The sequence below is a fragment of the Bacillus sp. PK6-16 genome (genome assembly GCF_056530295.1).
The window spans coordinates 2394173-2412909 of sequence record NZ_CP096511.1 but is presented as its reverse complement, the minus strand read 5'-3'; the positions used below and the strand labels follow the sequence as shown (position 1 = coordinate 2412909).

The window sequence follows — 18737 nt, the reverse complement described above, 5'->3', positions numbered from 1 at the left end:
TGAAGTATAAGTAAATAAAGTTAATTTTGTTTACCTATTTAAATACGGTTTCATATAAGAAAATAATTCATGTTAATCAAATTTCCGTATAAAAAAAGAAAAGGTGGATATTTATGTATCCACCTTCCCATCTCCCTCTACCCACTTCATTATTTCTTCCACATCTAAATCCGTATACGTCTTTTCCCCATAACGAACAGACTCATATAACGAGATAATATCCCTTGTTCTACAAATTCTTTTTAACCATTGTTGCATCGTTTCATAGGACCTTCTTTGTTCATGAAATGGTAATGTTCTTTCCCATTCAACTAACGTTTTTCTTATCGTATCTGGCGGTAACGGCTGTTCTAACTGATGAATGACTTTTTCATTCTTTATGCTTCTTACCGCAGTTTGCTTTGTGATCGATTCTTTCTCCTGTACTATTTCTGTTTTCGTCAATTTTTTCCTAATATACTTGTAGATGGCATATATAATTGATATTGCGATTATCACATAAAAAACTATAGTAATCCATACATTTGAAAGAACAGAAAGCACGTCATTCCATAGACCTTCTCTTTCGAAAGGTTGAAATTTTTTACCCGTTTTCGTTCTTATACCTGTATCTTCTACTTCTTCATATTCATCTTCATCTATTTTGGAATCATCAAAATTTTCACCTATACTAGTAAAGTCATAATTTTTTTCCGATATTGTCTTAGTCTTACTGAAAAAACGCTCTTTTACTATGTCTTGTACATACACAATACCTTGTGATAACGTTATTGCACTAATCGCAAAGAAAAGTATGATTAAAGTTCTCACACTCCATAACTTCACTTTCATATGTCGCTTTTTATTCACCATGACATAAGCCCCTTCTTATTCTTTCATTACAATCCATTTATTCGTTCTACTGTATTTCTTTGGTGAAGTACCAATAATTAAAGGAACCGCATCCAGTTCCTTTCGACGAAAGCCTGCTGTGTAAAAGTAAGAAGAAGATATAGGCGTATCTTGGTCTGATATCGGGGCAAGTACCCTTAATACATTTTGCAAATGTTTCCGATTATCACCATTTTTTATATGTAGCAAACCGTTATCTTTTACACTATTGATCCATACTTCAAATGAACAGTTTTGCATAAGAAGTTGTTTGCATATACCTGCTGTTAATTCAATTAGTTCCTCTATATCATTTCGCAAAGAAACACCACTTTTATTTTGCAAGTTGAGATAAATCGCGTATTTATCACATTGTGTTCGCTCATACTTTTTCGCAATTATCATCCCTGCTTTCGCTGTTGCACTCCAGTGGATGGAACGAAAATCTTCATTTTCATAAGACTTTACTCCCATTACTTTCGTTTCATCATATAAGGGTGAAGACATCGCTTTTCGAAATCCTCGTGACCATTCTTGTAATTCAGGAACTTGTATTTTCGGAACAGCTGGTAAGACTAAATAAGAGGGCGTATCAACTTGTTTATATGTTATATGGTTCGTTATAAATCCAAAGAGATCAGTAATAACAATTTCAACTTCTTCCCATTTCGCGATGCCTCTTTTTAACGCTACAGCTTGCAAATCAAATGAAACTGACTCCCTTCCTTTTAAATTAAAATTCATATAATAATTTGAACCTGTACTATGATTTTTGTTTATTTCATCATGATTCCAAGTTAGCTTATTTTCACATTTAAATCGAAATACGATATTAAGAATAGGAAATATCGACTTGTTTGAAATTTTCATTTTGCACATATTCGTTTCACCTATAAAAACATTCGAATTCCCTTGACTGTATTCCCATTCAACACGAGATACTTTACGTATATATACATACATAGCACCTATTAAAATTACATATAAAAATACGAGAGATAAAAACAGTAGATTACTTGAAAATACACTTAAAATAACGGCTACAACTGACATAACCCCCATTACGAAAGGCTCCGCTAAAGGTGTATACACAAGCTGTTGATTCATCGTACATTCTCCACTGGCACACTAATCGTATGAAGAATTTCTTTCATAATTTGTTCTTTCGTCGTTTTCATCTCTCCCTCAATCGTTAACGTTAAACGATGAGCACAAACTGATGCAGCGAGCGTCTTAATATCATCTGGCGTACAGTAATCTCTTTCATTTAATATTGCCCGTGCTTGAATTGCTCTCATAAATGCCAACGTTCCCCGAGGGCTTACACCAATTTCAATTAACTCATGGTTACGAGTTGCTTCAATAATTTCAAGGAGATAATCTTGCACATCATTCCCTACTAACACTTCTCTTGCACGCTTTTGCATCGTAATAATTTCTTCACTTGAAATAATAGAATGTAACGTTTCTAACGGATCATTCATTTGAAACCGATTCATCATTTCCTTTTCAGCTTCTCTCGTAGGATAACCTTGGCGTATTGTGAGTAAAAACCGGTCTAACTGAGCATCTGGTAAAGGAAATGTGCCCGCTGATTCGAGTGGATTTTGCGTTGCTATAACTAAAAAAGGTTCTGGTAATGAATGTGTCTGTTTCGCAATTGTAACAGTACGCTCTTCCATAACCTCAAGTAACGAAGATTGTGTTCTCGGTACAGCTCGATTAATTTCATCCACTAATACGATATTTGCAAAAATAGGACCTAACCTCGTTTTAAAATCCGATTCCTTCACATCAAAATATTCAAGGCCAATAACATCTCCAGGCAAAGTATCCGCTGTAAATTGTATTCTTTGAAATTTAGCGTCCACACTTTTAGCCAAACTTTTCGCTAATGTTGTTTTTCCTGTCCCAGGTACATCCTCTAATAAAATGTGTCCTCTTGCTATAAGAGCTATAGCTGCCAGTTCAATCGATTCGTCTTTTCCTATAATAACCTTCGAAATATTATTAGTAATTTTCTTTAATGTACTCATATATTATCTACCACCTTTTAATTATCTAAAAATTAAGAACATACTTTTTTCCAAATTATAACATGTAATTCGAAGATGAAATAGAGTGAAAATGAATCTTTTATTTTTTCTTCATTGCACGCAAAAAAGCACCTATTGTCGTATATTGACAATGAGGTGCTTAACTCAATCCAACAGCCTTCTTTCCCTCTAATTTTTAGTAACAATACATCCTTTTTACTCCCACACATGCATTGTTTTCAATTAACTAGTAAAATGCATTCTAATATTACATATAATAAAAACCATTTCGATTTGTTCGTTATAGAACTTCCTCTACATCGACACTCTCTATCTTCACTTCATACATATTTGGGATGCTTGCTTCTTTTGGTACCCATGCATAATAATTTTGATCATTTTCTAACATAAATTGAACTAACTTTGTTTCTGAAACATTCCAGAAATTTTTAAGATTATCAATGTAGTCCTCTAAATCTTCTTTATAGTCCAATTGTAATATATAATCTCTTACCGTCAGGGCAAACACAATTAAACTTCCTAATAGATTTTTTTGCTCATTTTCTTCTTCATACTCTTGTGGTAAGAACCACACTTGACCTATTCCTATTGTTTTTTTGTATTTCTCATAAAAACTACTATCATCCATATTCTCATAATCATGTATTAATTCATTGACCAATGAATGCCATTTTGGCGGAATAATATTTTCCAATGCAGGATTATGTTCAATTCCTTCTACTATATCCTCGATTTCTTCTGTCTCATCTTCATAGTGATATTCACTTAGGTCTATATGCTTGAATTTCATTTCATTTTTATAATGTGCCAAATCATATGGATAATGATTATTATCTTTTAAACTTGTATCATCAAGTCCGAGTATCTTTACTATTGCAGCTGTCTCAAAGCTCCAATACCCCACATATCCAGGTTCTTTATGTGCATTTTTCCATTCATAATCATAATGGCCTTTAAACCATTCTTTCTCCATGTACGTTTGCAATCTTTTAGACGCTTCTTTTTTATCTGTTTGTGCAAATTCTATAATCTCTCTCATTTTTGCATATGGATTTTCTTTAAAATAAACATTCGTCATTTTTGTGTATCCGATATCACTAGCGCATAAGAGGAAATCGATTACTGCGTCGTTCATATTTTCCTTCTCAACTAGCTTGGCTAAACTTACAAGATTCTTTTTCTCCGTCTCTAATAAAATCCCTAGAGATATCATCCAAATTAGATTTAAATATCCAACTTCATTTTCCCCTATATGCCTCAAATCAATAAGAGCGTTGTCAAAATCTCCTTCTATTGTATGGATAGCTTCTCCTAGGGAATATTTTGCGTTAATATCCTCTAACTCATAATTAAAATTTAATAGATACCTTCCTTCTATAAGACTTTTATTATCTTTAGCCTTTCTTTGAATACCATTCCTTTCATCTTCTTCAAAACTTTTAATCTCCTCTCTATTTTCCTCAATAAACTCTTTATTATATTCTATTCCTTCTCTACATTTTTCTTCTATACATAAAGGATCTCTCATACTATTCAATTCCTCCTAGTGCCTTAAATTATGGCCATTCTCCAATTATGTCTCCCTTTGCATCTATTCTAAATGTTTTCACATTTCCACTACTATCAACCTTTGATAACACTCTCTCAACTTCCTGATCTTGTAATGCTTTCGTAATCTTTGATGCTAATTTTGCATCTCCATCAACTGCCTTCAATATTCTACTTTTTCGGGTCTTCGCACCATTCAACCAATCATTTGACATTTGTCGTCCATCTTTAGTTTTCCCCAATTGTGAACTACCAAACTTAGCCTCATCTATAACGTATTTGATCTTTGATTCTGCATTTGCATTTTCGTATAATCCATCAATTCCTTTTACTATTTTATCATTTATGCCTGATGGTGCACTTTTTCCGACTGGCTTTAAATCAAATCCAGCTTCTTTTAAACTTTGATTATTCAATAAATTGTCACTAGATTTTATTTCACCATAATTACCTTTTTGCTTATTTGTAGCTGTTTTTGCATCAAAATTATCTACAGTTGTATTTTTGTTACTGCTAGGTTTACCGTTAGCCGCACCTCCACCAGAAGACTGGATTTTTTGAATAGTATCCTTAGTATTTTGAATCGATTTATTCCAAACAAATCCACCATGTACAAAAAGACTTGCCCCAGTAGCTGTTGCTACTATATCTAATGGAATAACAATTGGTGATGCTAACCCACCAGTTCCTACTTCTGCCATGATAGTTAAGAAATTAGATCCGCCTATGAGCGAGATACCTTCAAACATTTCTACAATGGAACCGGCTATTTAATAATTTTGCCCTGTTTTTTAATGTTTTTTGACATTGAAAAACATACTATATATCATCAATTGAAGCCTATGTGCCTGTGAAATGTGAGGTACGAAAGTGCATTCGCTCAAATAATAATTTTCAATTGAAATCAACAAAAGAGACCTCAAATGTGAAGTCTCTTTTGTTGAGTCTTTTTCATCTATAACTTCCTCTTTACTTATTCAATATCAGACAATCTTCCTTATTGAAATATAATAAAATCCTAATAAAAACGCGTTCTTCAAAAAGTTCTTTTTCTGCCCTACGAATCTAGTAAAATGGCTATAAGATATTACAAATTTAAGCTACGCTTAACTTGCACTAATAAATCCATTAATCCATTTCTTTCTGGATTTTTTTCCACTTCTTTTTTCACATGTTCTTCCAAATAATTATAAAAAGTTTCAAAGTCCAAATACACTTGTTGTTCAAACTCAACAGCTGGAGAATCTAATTCAACTAACACATGCTTATCATCTAAAGGTGTAGGTAGCTGTGACATATCAAATTCATCTAAATCAGACTGAAAATGAACGAATACTATTTCTTGTCCAAACCCCTCTTTTTTTACAAAAAAACTCAAAGCTCTTTCCAAGTACTTACCGTTTATAAAGTTAAAATATATTGACATCAATTCATCATTTTTCTCTTTATCTTCAATAAATTCGAAATTACTATTCATTTTATCCTCCTATAAATATTGTATCTTGATAATATCAGTCTAGAATTGGGAAAAAGTTAGTTATCTCCCCAGCATCATTTAAATAACCTCTGAACTTCAATCCATTTATTATGGATATTTAGATAAAAAAATCCAGTGATAATTCCTAATTAGTTCTGCATCAATCTTACTTCTAGCTCACTAGATCCCTTACCAACATTACCCTTATAGCTACTTTAACACAAACTAAAAAATCCACAGTGTAAAAATTTATCACTGTGGATTCCAACATTTATTTTTCTTGGCAATGCACCATATCATAAGGGTAATATGAACTATCTTTCAAGGTTGAATCATCTAATTTTAAAATTTTAGCGATTGCTCCACTTTCAAAACTCCAGTAACCACTATAAATGTCATGTTTATTTTCATGTGCATCGTACCATGCTTCTTCTAAATGTCCCTTATACCAATACTCCTTTATATATTTCTCTAAATTTTTTATAGAATTCTCTTGTGAAATTTTATTACTCTCAATTACTTCTTTTAATTTGAAATATGGATATTGTACATAAAACTCACTTTGCTCATAAAAATCTGATGGCTCACTATTTCTAAAAGCAATAAAATAATTAATCAAATAATCATTTAATCCTTCTCTCCTTACCATTGCTATTAGTCTATTAAATTCTTTATCTTCAACATTTAGCATTACTGCTATAGATATCATCCATAACATACGTATATATCCACTTTCTTTATTCCACACTTTTTCCATTATATTTATTACTTCAGGTAAAAAATCACGAATAGTTTGAATAGAACAACCCGCAGAGTACATTGCCCTTAATTTATTAAAATGATACCCTTGTAACGCTATATATCCATTCTTTACACTTTTATCATCTTTGCCTCTTTCCTCAATAACCTTTTCAACCAATAATAAAAACTTTTCTATTCTCTTTTCCTCATAATTGATAAATTTGTTAAAATATATATCATTTTTGATTTTATCCCTTAGCATAATTTCTTTTCCACCTTTTATACTTCAAGAATTTTCTTCACAATCGTTCCATCAGGCATAACTTGAATAACAATTCTTTGAACATTTTCTGGATTCAGCAACATCTCTCCCACAATTTCATCTGCTTTTTCTTTTGACAAAGTACTATCTAACCTTTCACTTCCAAGAATCCAATCTTCACTCATTTGCTTACCATCATTTGTTTTTCCCAATTTGGATGTGTTATACTTAGCCTCCGCTATTACATACTTAGGTGGCGGAGATGAATTTTCATATACAGCATCTATTCCCTTAACAATTTTTTGATCTAATGTTATTACACGATCATCACTAATTCTGGTATATGTTTGACTTTCAAAAAAGTCATCCATCTTCATTTCACCATAATTCCCTTTACGCTTCGTTGTTTTTAAAGCTACTTCGCCACTTTCTACTGATTCTATTACCGTACGTTGTTGTGCTCTAACTGCTTCTAATGTTTGGGCTACTTTTCCAGCTCAAATTACCCGTCCCACTTAGAATTGGTCTCTTTCACTGAACTGCTAAAAGAAAATTTCCATCTTGAATAAGACAACACTTTCGAACTGTAATCAATCGTAAATAATTTTTTATCATTTTACATTTTATCCTTAAGTTCAAATGAAAAGTTTTTAATAGGAATAAGAAAAAGCTCAATATGACCAAATTAATGGTGTACTGAGCACATTAATCACTTACATAATTACAAAATTTCAAGTCTAGATTAACTCCCACAATAATTAACACTAAGTTTATTATTTGTCTTTCAAAAATTTTAAATACTTTCCATCTTCTGCGCTAAAGCATCTACCCTTGGATTTCTTATTAGCTATCTCTAAATACTCCCTAGCTTTAGAGAAATCCCCTACCTCATAAGCCACCTTTCCAGCCCAGAGTTCTCGTTCACCTGTATCTCCTCTTTCAGGATCTGCGACAAATATTTTATCAACCCATTTTTTCATCCGTTCAACATCATTTAATACAATAGAGATATCTAAAATCCCCCATATTATTAAAAAGCTCTCATCATAAATCACTTTATCATCAGGGAGCTCTTTCCATGCTTGTTCCAATAAAAAAACTGACTCATCTAAATTACCTTTATCAAACTCTTCATTACTCTTATCCATTAACTCTTGTATATAGACACCATTTTCACCTGCTACATAAGCCATTATTAATCCCCCTAAATTGCATCTTTAATTACATTAAAATATTTGTCATCTTCACTATCAAAGATCGAGTAACCTTCAAGAATATATGCCCTTAACAAATATTCTTTAGATTTGTTAAGGTCTCCTAATTCATACAGACATTCACCCAGACGTAACATAATAAAAGGGTTTCCTATTCCATCAGGACAATTAATTGCATTAAATAAAAAGTCTTTAGAAGCACTAAAATCTCCATTCATATAACACGTGTCACCCAATGCTGTGTAAATCCATGTACTACATTCCCAGTTAAATTTTGGTTTTGGAACTAAATCTAAAGCTTCCAAATACTTTTCTATTGCATTCTCATACTCAAACCTATCAACTAAATTATCACCTTGAGAACATATACTTACTATTCTGTCATAAAGTTCATCTTGTAATTCCAATTTAAGCTCCTCCTAATTATTTTGGTGGTACATATGTCTGTCCTAAACTAGCACCTTCAGAACGGTTTTTACTATAGTGTTCCAAATAATAATTATCTGGATCAAGCATCCAATCTCTTACTTCTTTAGACCTTGGTCCATAATTCCGTCCGACTTCGTTCCACCAAGTAACTGCATCTGTTTTATGTGCCATATCTGCTTCACTTAACGGACGCCATTTATTGTTAGTGTCTAAAAATTCAGTTTTACCACGTACTGTTCGTATTTTTGGTGGATCTTCATTTTTCATTCTCTCTATTACTGCTTTACCAGTTCTGGAGTCTTTGCTAGGTGTACTACCCATATATTTCAAACGTTTAGTGCTGCCACTTGGCACAGGTAAACCCACTTCTTTATTACTTGCGTAACCCCCACCAGGTCGATGCCACCTTCCACTTGCATCTTGAAAATAACCTTTAGACTTCGCAAACTTATAATAAGCTTCTATTAATTCGCCTTGAGGTATTTTGGTTACGATAGTTCCACCAACACTAGAGAATGCATAGGAAGCATCTCTCTTAAATGATTGTAGCATTTCAAGGGTAGGCTTCAATTCTTTTGCTAGTTTTACTGCATTAGCAATTGTACTTACTCCACTTGATGCTTTTGCTCCTTTTGCGATATGTCCTACTTTATTTAGTACCTTATCGCCTAATATTGTGGTAGCTATTTGCGTTAATCTCAGGAGTAATATAATATTTGTTTTAAAATGGTAGAAAAAGAAATCAACACTTATGAATTGTAGTTTCATTTAATAGATAACTATTATTCTGTAAGTTTTGTCGCTATATTTGAATATCAATTTACTATTATAAGTTTTGATTTACATGTGAAATCTTCAAAAAGTAAAACCTTTTAGTTTACTAAAAAACCTTGAAAGGCATTTAGCCAGTCAAGGTTTTTAACTTACTTTAAAAAATCTAATATTGAATTTACACTTTCTTCAAAACGACTTGGGTTTCTTTCTTTAATACTAGTTAATTGAGAAACAACATATTTCTGAATATCATTGTTTAATGTAGGGATGATTTTTTTATAAATATTCCTCGATGGTTCATGATTCAATATTCTTTTGTGAAGTATCTTTAACCATTCCTTAGCATGAGGAATCATCTTAGGAATAGAATTAGCTAACACTTTCAGCGAAACTTCAGAACTAACAATCTTGTCATACGACTCTATAGCATGAATTAAACCAAACATTACTTCATCATTTTCAGTTAAATCATCAAAGCCTTGACACAATACTTCTATATGGTTAACATCCTCCATTTCTAAAATATTCCCAATAGATTTTTCAAATTTTTCTACTTCATTCTCATCTCTTAATAAACGATTATTCTTTAATTCGGTAAGTTCGACTAAAATGTCCAACTTTCCCCACCTCCTATTGTCTGTCAAAAATATTTGGGTACTTTGTTTTATTTAATTTTATTACTTCCAATAGTCCTGAACGTATCTCAGGAGTGTAAAGTCCTTCTTTTATATAAATATTCCTTGCATCAATTATATCACGAGCTAAAGCGTCACGTGGTTCAAGGTTAAGATAGGCATCTAATTTCTTACCAGTCATTCCGTATGTTTCAGTTTGACGGTGCCTGCCCCCTTTCCCTGGATGAGGGTGCTCCATATTCATACTTACTCCATCATTTTTATGTACCTCTGCTTTTGTTTTCATATATTTTGCAGACGGCATATGGTGAGGAGTTATATTGTCTCCACGTGTTCCTGCATCAATTAATTCTTCATATGTTCCAACTTTCCCTTCACCTGGTAGTAAAGGATTATCTATCCCCTTAGTAACCCCCGCACTCCCAGCCGTTGCTTTCTTCACATCTCCAACCTTTTTTAAATCATGAAGTTTATCAACTATTTTTACACCCTTCCCATATGGGGACATCATTCCAACTGCTAGGAGTTTTTCACCATAGGTAGCTTCTGAGTCAAAGAGTGTGAAAAGATCACCAAAGAAAAAATCGAATCCAAACTTCGCCACACCGATTAAAAAAGGATCGAGTACTGGCCTTCTACCACCGACTGGCTGGCCAAAAATGTTATGCTCCATTTCATAATCATCGGTTTCAACTTGGAAATCCTCACCTATATTCCCTTTTATTGTACCATTTTTAATTCCTTCAAGATATTTTTGTGTCGCTTGTATCTCTTCTTTTGTAAATCTATTGTTGATAGATATATTTTCGCTACTTATTCCTTCCGTTTCGTTATACACATTGTGCTCTAAGTCTACGCTTTTTCCAATACCATTGTCAGATTTCCGTATTTTCTCTTCTATAGTTATTTGAATTTGTTTTGCCCATTCCATATTTAACCTTTCACTATGAAACGTACCACTCACAGGACTAAATCCTTTCCCGCTTTGCACTTCAGAGAGTCCGGCTGTGATGCTAGCTGCTAATTGGAGGGCGGTGCTGTAGTTGTTGCTGGATGAATGATTGAATTCATATAAATGCTCTAGTTTTTCTTCCAGTTTTTTTCTCATTGCTCTTAATACCGTTACAATTGCGTCTACTCCAGGCATCGGTGTAAGTACTTCGATTGCTTCTATACTTGCAATCGATTGATTAATTTCCTGTATTTGTTGTCTTATTTCATGTTCGATCACATCTGTTGAAGCAACTTTTGCTTGGAACTCATTTGGGAATGCTTCGTTTTGGCGAATTAATTCTTCACATAAGCATATGATTCCTTGCGCTAATGGCCGAAATGTTTGGACAAGGTAGGCTTTTGCACTACTGTATGTTTGTCCTTGTAATACTGTATCTATCGCAAATGCATCAATAGATTGAATGGCTTGTTCCATACTTTGAATCGTAGCATTACATATAGCGTTCATACTTTGAGTTTGACTTTGTACTTCTCCCAAATACATGTTTAAACTCATGTATTGGCCTCCCTTTGTAGTTGCTGCTGTTCATAGGAAAGGTCGTTTTCTTTCTCACTGAGATGCCGTTTTTCTTTAAGCAACGTCTCTTTTTCATTTTCTAATTCGAATGTAAGTTTTCTTTCATACTGTCCGATTTCTTGCCGCATATTCGTAAAAAGGTGAAACACTTCTTTGTCGCCGTGCCAAGTTTCTAGTATTCGGTTAAATAAACGATTACTTCTATTTTTCCATTCATGAAAACTAACCTCAGCTCGTTCTTGATTTTGCAGCGCAATTCGGTTTTCATTTTGTTCTTCAAATATAATTCGTAATTTTTGATTACATTGACTGATTCTCGTTTCAATTTCTTGACTCATCTTTTCTCCCTACCTTTTCCCCTTTACGTAGGTTGTTACATTATTGAAAAGTCTTTTGAAGTCCTGTATCCATTTTCTCAAATTCATTTGCTACGGAATGGATATTATCAATTGTTTGTTGAAAAGCAGTACAAAATTGTTTCGTGATCTGTAAATTTTGTTGATTTGCCTCTTGTGCTTGGAAGTTCACAGATAGTGTCGTACGCGTTGCCTTATTTATAGAGCGACTAGTAGCACTTTGCATTCTATCTGAAGCATTTCTCATTTTCGTTGCAAGTTGCGTTGCCGTATGCAAATTACTTTGAAATTCTCCCATTACTTACTCCCCTCTACCTTTTATTTACAAGAAAATTATACCACGGAAAAATATCCCAATAAACCGAATGTTCGAATTTAACATACAATTCAGCACTGTTACTGAGGATGCGAGCAACGCTTATCTATCAACATAACTGAGTCCAAAATGGATTCTACTTATACAAAAAAGATGACTTCAGCCATATGCTAAAGTCATCTTTTTCTACCTTATTATTTTACTAATTCTCCATTATAAGCTTTTATATTAAGCGGAGCAGTTAAAAATTGTGCTGCTTTACTAACGAAAGATGTGAAGTGTTCACTCGTATTATGGCTCGCAACTGCTGCTTCATCTTTCCATACTTCTACCATCGTATAAACACTTTCTTTTTCTGTATCTTTATATAAGTCATAAGATGCATTTCCACTTTCTTCTCTTGAACCATGAATGAGTGGCTGAATTTCTTCTAAAAATGCTTGTTGTTTTGCTGGGTCTACTTGAAATATTGCGTGAATAATAATCATGGTGTTTCCCCTTTCATATTCCATATATTTCTATGACCTAATTAGATTACTTCCACTCAGCAACTTTGTCAATTGGAAGACGTACTGATTGGTAACCACTGTCAGCAGCTTTCCCGATTGAAATTAACATAACTGGTACGTAGCGTTCTTTATCTAGTCCAAACGCTTCTGCGATTTGATCTTTCTCAAAACCACCAATTGGACAAGTGTCATAGCCGTGAGCACGAGCTGCTAGCATAAATTGCATCGCTACAAGACCACCGTCAATTAATACTGTATCTTTCATTACTTCTGGTGTAACCATAGAGAAGTAAGCTGAAAGTTTTTTCATTTGATCTTCTTTTACTTCTGCTGGCATAAGTCCACGCTCTACTGCTGTACCATAAATTTCTTCTGCGTTATCAAAGTTGTTTAAGTCACCAAATAAAGCGATCATTGCTGAAGATGTTTCTACTTGAGATTGATTGAATTTTGCAAGTGGCGCAAGTGTTGCTTTCGCTTCGTCACTTTCAATCACTACGAATCTCCATGGTTGCATGTTTACTGAAGATGGTGCAAGTGTTGCTTCTGTAAGAATTTCTGTCATTTCTTCTTTGCTAATTTTCACTGAAGGGTCGTACTTACGAATTGAACGACGTCCTGTTAAAATTTCGTTAAAATCATTTGTTTTTACTGAGTTAGTCATAGTTGTATTCTCCCTTTTTTATAATTCTTTTATATTTTCTTGAATGTGATTTAACATATTTAAAAGATTATCGCGTTCTTCCTCACTTAATCCTTTAAATGCAGATGCTGCAAAACGTTCTTTTTCTTCTTGAAACGCCTGAATTTTATTTCGCCCCTCTTCAGTAAGAGAAACTAACGTAATTCTGTTATCATCTGGATTTTTACGTCTTACAATCATTTCATTGGCCTCAAGCTGCTTTAAATGCCTTGTTATCGCAGCATTATCAATATTCACTTCTTGTTGAAGTGCTTTTTGACTAATTTCACCTACTTCATATAACTGAAGTATAAGCTCTAATCGAGACTGGCTCATACCCGTACACCCTTCAAATTTCGAACCTACTTCTTTATTTAGAAAGTGTAATTTATATAAAATAATCGCTTCTTTTGAGCATGAACTTGTCAAATTAACCCTCCTTTACAATCAAAATAAAAACATTTGATGTATCAATAGTTGATATGTCAATTAATATAATCTATATCGATTTAGAATGCAAGCATTTTGTTTTCATTTTATTTTTTCCAAATTAAGGCGCTTTGTAGCGTTACAAATAATGTTAATTGCACTATAATAATACTAATTTAAAGAACTGGAGAGTGATTGATAATGCGGCAATATACAAATAGAAATGAGGAATTGAAAATGGAAAATGAAATGAGGATATTCACAAATGACAACAATAAATATAGGGATTGTCGCGCACGTAGACGCTGGCAAGACGAGTTTGACTGAGCGTATTCTTTATGAAACGAATGTGATTAAAGAAATTGGCCGAGTAGATAGTGGTAATACACAAACTGACTCAATGGAATTAGAAAGACAACGCGGAATTACGATTAAAGCATCTGTCGTTTCTTTCTTTATTGATGCTGTAAAAGTAAATGTCATTGATACACCTGGACACGCTGATTTTATCGCTGAAGTGGAGCGATCATTCCGCGTTCTAGACGGTGCGATTTTAGTTATCTCTGCCGTTGAAGGTGTGCAAGCACAAACAAAAATTTTAATGCGAACATTACAGAAACTAAACATACCGACTATTTTATTCGTTAATAAAATTGATCGTAGTGGCGCAAACACTGAAAAAGTTATGAAACAAATAAAAGAGGTTCTTTCAAATGAAGCATTCCCCTTCTACTCTGTTCTAAACGAAGGAACGAAAGAAGCCCGGATCATTGAATACAAATCATATGACGATTGTATGGAACTGTTAGCACCATTTAATGAATCGTTACTTGAATCATATGTAAATAACGAAATAATACCGGACGCACTATTAAGAGAAAAACTAGAACAGCAAATACAGCAAGCAAATGTGTATCCAATCTTTTTCGGTTCAGCAATGACAGGTATAGGAGTAACTGAAATACTTGAAAAACTTCCGGCCCTAATGCCAGCTCTTACATCGGCACAAGAGGAACCATTATCCGGTGTTGTTTTTAAAATTGAACGTGAACCTTCTGGAGAAAAGGTTGCGTATATAAGAGTTTTTTCAGGTAGCTTACATGTTAGAAAATATGTTGATATACAGCGCGATGAGTCTCTACCACATAAAGAAAAGATTAAAAAAATGTGTATGTTTCATAGCGGAAATGCTGTTCAATCTACTATCGTTCCTAGCGGAGAATTTTGCAAAGTGTGGGGACTGAATGATATAAAAATTGGTGATATTATCGGTGAACGTACGGATTATATAAAAGATATTCACTTTGCCGAACCACAAATGGAAGCAGCGATTGATGCGGTACCTAAAGAGCGAATTCATGATTTATACGCTGCACTTATGGAACTCTGTGAAGAAGATCCGCTCATTAAAGTGTGGAAAGATGATGTTCATAATGAACTTTATATTCGCCTTTTCGGTGAAGTACAAAAAGAGGTTATCGAAACAACACTTTATGATAAATATAACTTACAGGTTACTTTCTCAAATACGCGAGTTGTATGTATGGAGAAGCCAATTGGCATTGGGAATTCCGTTGAAGTCATGGGTGAAAAAGCGAATCCATTTTACGCAACAATTGGTTTTAAAATTGAACGTGGTGAACTTAACTCTGGCATAACGTATAAATTAGGTGTTGAGCTTGGTTCATTGCCTTTAGCATTTCACAAAGCAATTGAAGATACAGTATTTCAAACGTTAAAACAAGGATTATATGGATGGGAAGTTACAGATATTATCGTCACGTTAACACATACTGGTTATGCTAGTCCTGTTACAACAGCGAGTGACTTTAGAAATTTAACACCGATCGTATTAATGGATGCTTTAAAGCAAGCTGAAACATATGTATATGAACCAGTAAATGAATTTGAATTAACTGTACCGGAGCACGCAATTAGTACTGCAATGTATAAGCTTGCTGCCGTTCCAGCAACTTTTGCAGAGCCTATATTCAATAACAATTCTTATCAGTTAACAGGATCATTACCTGTTGCGAAAACAGAGAGTTTCAAACGAATACTACATTCATTTACAGAAGGAGAAGGCATATTTACAACGAAGCCAGCTGGTTTCACAAAACTTATGGCTCCCTTCCCTACTCGAAAACGTGTTGATTATAATCCGCTGAATCGTAAGGATTATTTACTTCATGTTTTGAAGGCTTATTAAAGCAAAAGAGGTGCAATTCGCACCTCTTTTGCATGTATTAATAGGTTAGTTTGTCCTAACAACTTCTTTAAGTTTTCCTATTATTTTCGCTATAGCCTCAATTGAATTTTCCGTTTCATATCCCCCAACATTTACAGAATGATTTGCATTTTTGACAACTTCAATCTGTAAATTCGTTTTATGTAACTGATCAATTTGATCTGCATTGTATTGGTGATCTTTATCCCCAATAACTAAAAACCCTTCGTGTCGACTATGTAAGATAGAATCAAAAATTGTATCAAACGTCAGTAAAGGGGTAAGTAATATCATTTTCGACTGTAAAAACTCTTCTCTCTTCATTAAATCATTCGCAATTGGAATTGTTCCGAGTGACTTCCCTAAAAATATAGTATCGTTGTATTGCTCAGCTTTTAATACTTCCTTCATTACAGGATTAATATCATCCATCATTATTTTTGTTACTTCTTCCATTGGTTTATTCATTACTTGTTCGTCGTAAGAATAATGAATATGTACAACATCAATTTTATGTTCAAGCATAAGCATCGTCGCGTAATAAAATAACGGCTTATCATAATTGTATCCTGAACCTGAAAACATAAAGCAAACGGTACTAGAACCTTTTTCGATATGTGTGTAATAAATTACTTTGTCATTTATATGTATCTCTTTTTTAATCCCCTTCATCCTTTTCTCCTCCGAATACATTTAATCTTGTAAAATGATATGTTCTGTATGAACTGCTATATTCTTTACTTTCTCTTTTATAAATGCAGGCTGTAAATTATATGCATGTAACTCTTCTACCGGCACCCACTTAAACAAATATGTTCTATCCTCTTCTTCCAAAATATATTGATCCGCTCCATTTGCAGGTAATTCATGTAGCTCTACTTCATAATAAAAACTAATCTCATGAAACTTTTGCTCAGAAAGTGTAAAGAAATTTTCTACTGACCATATTAATCTCTTCCCTTTAATAGGAGCAGCTAGTTCTTCTGCAAGTTCCCGTTGTAACGCATCCTCACTGTTTTCTAACATTTTCACTCTTCCGCCCGGTACGTACCAAAAATCTTCACCGTCACCTTGCAGAATAAGTATTTTATTATCCTGTTTACAAATTGCTCCAACGCGGTAATTAAAACATGTTTCCTCAACTTTAAACGTAAGATCCATCCGTAACGCCCCCTTATATAAATATCGAATTATTACAAAACAATTATGTAATTACTGTACAAATAAGGTTACTAAATTTATCCACTCCATTCAATGGTTTTTGAATTTTCTAAACTATTATTTTTCATCATTACAAGTGTATATACATATGTTACAATCATATTGCACACTAGAAAACATTATGGGGGTACGGATGGAAACGTTATTAATCCAGCAAACTGAGAAATCAAATAAGTTTTGGAAAATCGTTGTGAAAGAAAAAGACTATGTTGTGTTTTACGGAAAAATTGGCACAGCTGGCAGTGTGAAAGCGAAAGAGTTTGAAACAGAAGAAGAATGTATGAATGAAGCTAATAAACTAGTTGCTTCCAAACGTAAAAAAGGATATACAGACCCGTTGCCTGGGGAAGATTACATAAAAGAAAAAACGATAACCGAAGAAGAATTTTGGGAGCTACTTCATCGTGCAAAAACGAAAGGTGAGGACCAAGAAGAACAAATAGAATGGCTTACTTCTCACCTTGCTAAACGTACAGTACATGAAATTGTAGCTTTTGATACGCATATGCATAGCCTTTTGAAAGACTCCTATACCTCCCGTTTATGGGCAGCAGCCTATATTATTATGGGTGGCTGTTCAGATGATACTTTCGATTACTTCCGCGGATGGTTATTATATCAAGGAAAAGAGACATACGAAGCTTGTATTGAAGATCCAGAACGATTAATTCCTGTATTAGAAAATTTGAGTGAGTATGACGTCCCAGAAATAGAAGAACTTTCTTTATATTTCGGTTTCACTGTATATGCAGAAAAAACTGGTGACGAAGATGATACTTACTTTACACTTTACCATGTCTTATCTAATGAAGAATTCGACGATGTAGATTTTGAATTTGACTGGAATGAAGACGATGAAGAAGGTTTAAAAAAGATGTTTCCTAGGCTATGGGAGATGTATGGGGAAGAACCGATTGAGTGGTAGATTAATTATTCGTGAAAAAGTGCCTTGTTTCTTTAGTAACAAGGCACTTTTTTTGATACTATATTTAAATTATCATCTTTCCACTCTCCCACCACTCCATAAAAGTCTTTAAAGAAGGAGCAACCCACGTTCTACTATCATTTTCATGGTTCCATACATATATATCATCTCTTTGTACTTTTCCATTCAAAATAGAATAGCCAAACAAATCACCATTTCCCCCATCAGCAAAAAATAATAAACAGTCAAAAGGCATGTATAAATCCTTAAAATCAACTATATTTCTCATACTCATATTTTCAGTTTTAATTTTTGAAGCAGACCATATAAAGTCACCGTATTCACCTTCTATACCGTTTGTTTCCTGTAATAATTGATATAAATCATTCGGTAACTCCACATGTAAACATTTTTGTATATCAGTAAGTTCATCCTTCGTAGCTGGGTTTTTCAAGCTTAAATTTGATGAGATACTGTGAATGGTGTCTTTCCACATCACCTTTTCCTCCTTATGTGCAATCAAGCATATTCAAA

Annotated in this window: 20 protein-coding genes and 3 pseudogenes; 2 read left to right on the top strand and 21 right to left on the bottom strand. The window is 33.6% G+C overall.

Going from position 1 to position 18737, the window contains the following annotated elements:
• Window positions 1-111 precede the first annotated feature (111 nt).
• The 18 genes and pseudogenes from M1D66_RS12365 to M1D66_RS12280 all read right to left on the bottom strand — a co-directional run bounded on the left by M1D66_RS12365 (window position 112) and on the right by M1D66_RS12280 (window position 13830).
• Window positions 112-852, bottom strand: a complete 741-nt coding sequence (locus M1D66_RS12365) for a hypothetical protein (RefSeq protein WP_044306494.1) — start codon at window positions 850-852, stop codon at window positions 112-114.
• A 15-nt stretch (window positions 853-867) separates the two neighbouring features.
• Entirely contained in the window at window positions 868-1977 is a 1110-nt protein-coding gene (locus M1D66_RS12360; RefSeq protein WP_242555165.1) for a DUF58 domain-containing protein, read from the bottom strand.
• The gene (locus tag M1D66_RS12355) at window positions 1974-2906 is read right to left on the bottom strand and encodes an AAA family ATPase (protein ID WP_000105661.1); all 933 of its coding nucleotides are present in this window, start codon (window positions 2904-2906) and stop codon (window positions 1974-1976) included. Before M1D66_RS12355 ends, M1D66_RS12360 begins: the two co-directional genes overlap by 4 nt.
• 301 nt (window positions 2907-3207) lie before the next feature.
• Entirely contained in the window at window positions 3208-4455 is a 1248-nt protein-coding gene (locus tag M1D66_RS12350) for a PoNi-like cognate immunity protein (protein WP_242555164.1), read from the bottom strand.
• Between the two features lie 28 nt (window positions 4456-4483).
• Window positions 4484-5245 (bottom strand): annotated as a pseudogene (locus M1D66_RS12345) (hypothetical protein); the annotation flags it as partial.
• Between the two features lie 317 nt (window positions 5246-5562).
• Window positions 5563-5952 (bottom strand): hypothetical protein, encoded by a 390-nt coding sequence (locus tag M1D66_RS12340; RefSeq protein WP_086385802.1) that lies wholly within the window; start codon window positions 5950-5952, stop codon window positions 5563-5565.
• A 271-nt stretch (window positions 5953-6223) separates the two neighbouring features.
• Window positions 6224-6955, bottom strand: coding sequence for a PoNe immunity protein domain-containing protein (locus M1D66_RS12335; protein WP_086385805.1), 732 nt, complete (start codon window positions 6953-6955; stop codon window positions 6224-6226).
• Between the two features lie 17 nt (window positions 6956-6972).
• Window positions 6973-7446 (bottom strand): annotated as a pseudogene (locus tag M1D66_RS12330) (hypothetical protein); the annotation flags it as partial.
• Window positions 7447-7728: 282 nt separating this feature from the next.
• On the bottom strand, window positions 7729-8148 hold the full coding sequence (locus tag M1D66_RS12325; RefSeq protein ID WP_071711790.1) for a hypothetical protein: 420 nt from the start codon (window positions 8146-8148) through the stop codon (window positions 7729-7731).
• An 11-nt stretch (window positions 8149-8159) separates the two neighbouring features.
• Window positions 8160-8576 (bottom strand): tetratricopeptide repeat protein, encoded by a 417-nt coding sequence (locus tag M1D66_RS12320; RefSeq protein WP_086385807.1) that lies wholly within the window; start codon window positions 8574-8576, stop codon window positions 8160-8162.
• A 16-nt stretch (window positions 8577-8592) separates the two neighbouring features.
• Window positions 8593-9294, bottom strand: a pseudogene (locus M1D66_RS12315) (cytoplasmic protein); the annotation flags it as partial.
• 227 nt (window positions 9295-9521) lie between these two features.
• Complete coding sequence (locus M1D66_RS12310; RefSeq protein ID WP_043936975.1) at window positions 9522-9989, bottom strand: Imm30 family immunity protein; 468 nt, start codon at window positions 9987-9989, stop codon at window positions 9522-9524.
• A gap of 13 nt (window positions 9990-10002) precedes the next feature.
• Complete coding sequence (locus M1D66_RS12305; protein ID WP_176265168.1) at window positions 10003-11517, bottom strand: T7SS effector LXG polymorphic toxin; 1515 nt, start codon at window positions 11515-11517, stop codon at window positions 10003-10005.
• Window positions 11514-11876 (bottom strand): DUF3958 family protein, encoded by a 363-nt coding sequence (locus tag M1D66_RS12300; protein WP_000076595.1) that lies wholly within the window; start codon window positions 11874-11876, stop codon window positions 11514-11516. The genes M1D66_RS12305 and M1D66_RS12300 overlap by 4 nt, the downstream gene beginning before the upstream one ends.
• Window positions 11877-11916: 40 nt before the next feature.
• A complete protein-coding gene (locus M1D66_RS12295) occupies window positions 11917-12192 on the bottom strand; it encodes a TIGR04197 family type VII secretion effector (protein ID WP_000503641.1) in 276 nt (91 codons plus the stop codon).
• A gap of 212 nt (window positions 12193-12404) precedes the next feature.
• Window positions 12405-12698 (bottom strand): putative quinol monooxygenase, encoded by a 294-nt coding sequence (locus tag M1D66_RS12290; RefSeq protein ID WP_086388293.1) that lies wholly within the window; start codon window positions 12696-12698, stop codon window positions 12405-12407.
• Between the two features lie 46 nt (window positions 12699-12744).
• Complete coding sequence (locus M1D66_RS12285) at window positions 12745-13383, bottom strand: nitroreductase family protein (protein ID WP_000185390.1); 639 nt, start codon at window positions 13381-13383, stop codon at window positions 12745-12747.
• Between the two features lie 18 nt (window positions 13384-13401).
• Entirely contained in the window at window positions 13402-13830 is a 429-nt protein-coding gene (locus M1D66_RS12280) for a MarR family winged helix-turn-helix transcriptional regulator (RefSeq protein ID WP_086388294.1), read from the bottom strand.
• Window positions 13831-14095: 265 nt separating this feature from the next.
• Between M1D66_RS12280 and M1D66_RS12275 the strand changes: the two genes are divergently transcribed.
• Entirely contained in the window at window positions 14096-16039 is a 1944-nt protein-coding gene (locus M1D66_RS12275; RefSeq protein WP_144596295.1) for an elongation factor G, read from the top strand.
• A 45-nt stretch (window positions 16040-16084) separates the two neighbouring features.
• On the opposite strand, the gene M1D66_RS12270 is transcribed toward M1D66_RS12275, so the two are convergent.
• Both M1D66_RS12270 and M1D66_RS12265 read right to left on the bottom strand, forming a co-directional pair.
• The gene (locus M1D66_RS12270) at window positions 16085-16729 is read right to left on the bottom strand and encodes an alpha/beta hydrolase (RefSeq protein WP_144596294.1); all 645 of its coding nucleotides are present in this window, start codon (window positions 16727-16729) and stop codon (window positions 16085-16087) included.
• 21 nt (window positions 16730-16750) lie between these two features.
• The gene (locus M1D66_RS12265; protein WP_000366244.1) at window positions 16751-17218 is read right to left on the bottom strand and encodes an NUDIX hydrolase; all 468 of its coding nucleotides are present in this window, start codon (window positions 17216-17218) and stop codon (window positions 16751-16753) included.
• A gap of 193 nt (window positions 17219-17411) precedes the next feature.
• Here M1D66_RS12265 and M1D66_RS12260 point away from each other — a divergent pair, with 193 nt between their 5' ends.
• Complete coding sequence (locus M1D66_RS12260) at window positions 17412-18203, top strand: DUF4240 domain-containing protein (protein ID WP_048558403.1); 792 nt, start codon at window positions 17412-17414, stop codon at window positions 18201-18203.
• Window positions 18204-18267: 64 nt separating this feature from the next.
• Here M1D66_RS12260 and M1D66_RS12255 read toward each other — a convergent pair whose 3' ends face one another.
• Window positions 18268-18699, bottom strand: coding sequence for an SMI1/KNR4 family protein (locus M1D66_RS12255; RefSeq protein ID WP_000265342.1), 432 nt, complete (start codon window positions 18697-18699; stop codon window positions 18268-18270).
• Window positions 18700-18737: the final 38 nt, after the last annotated feature.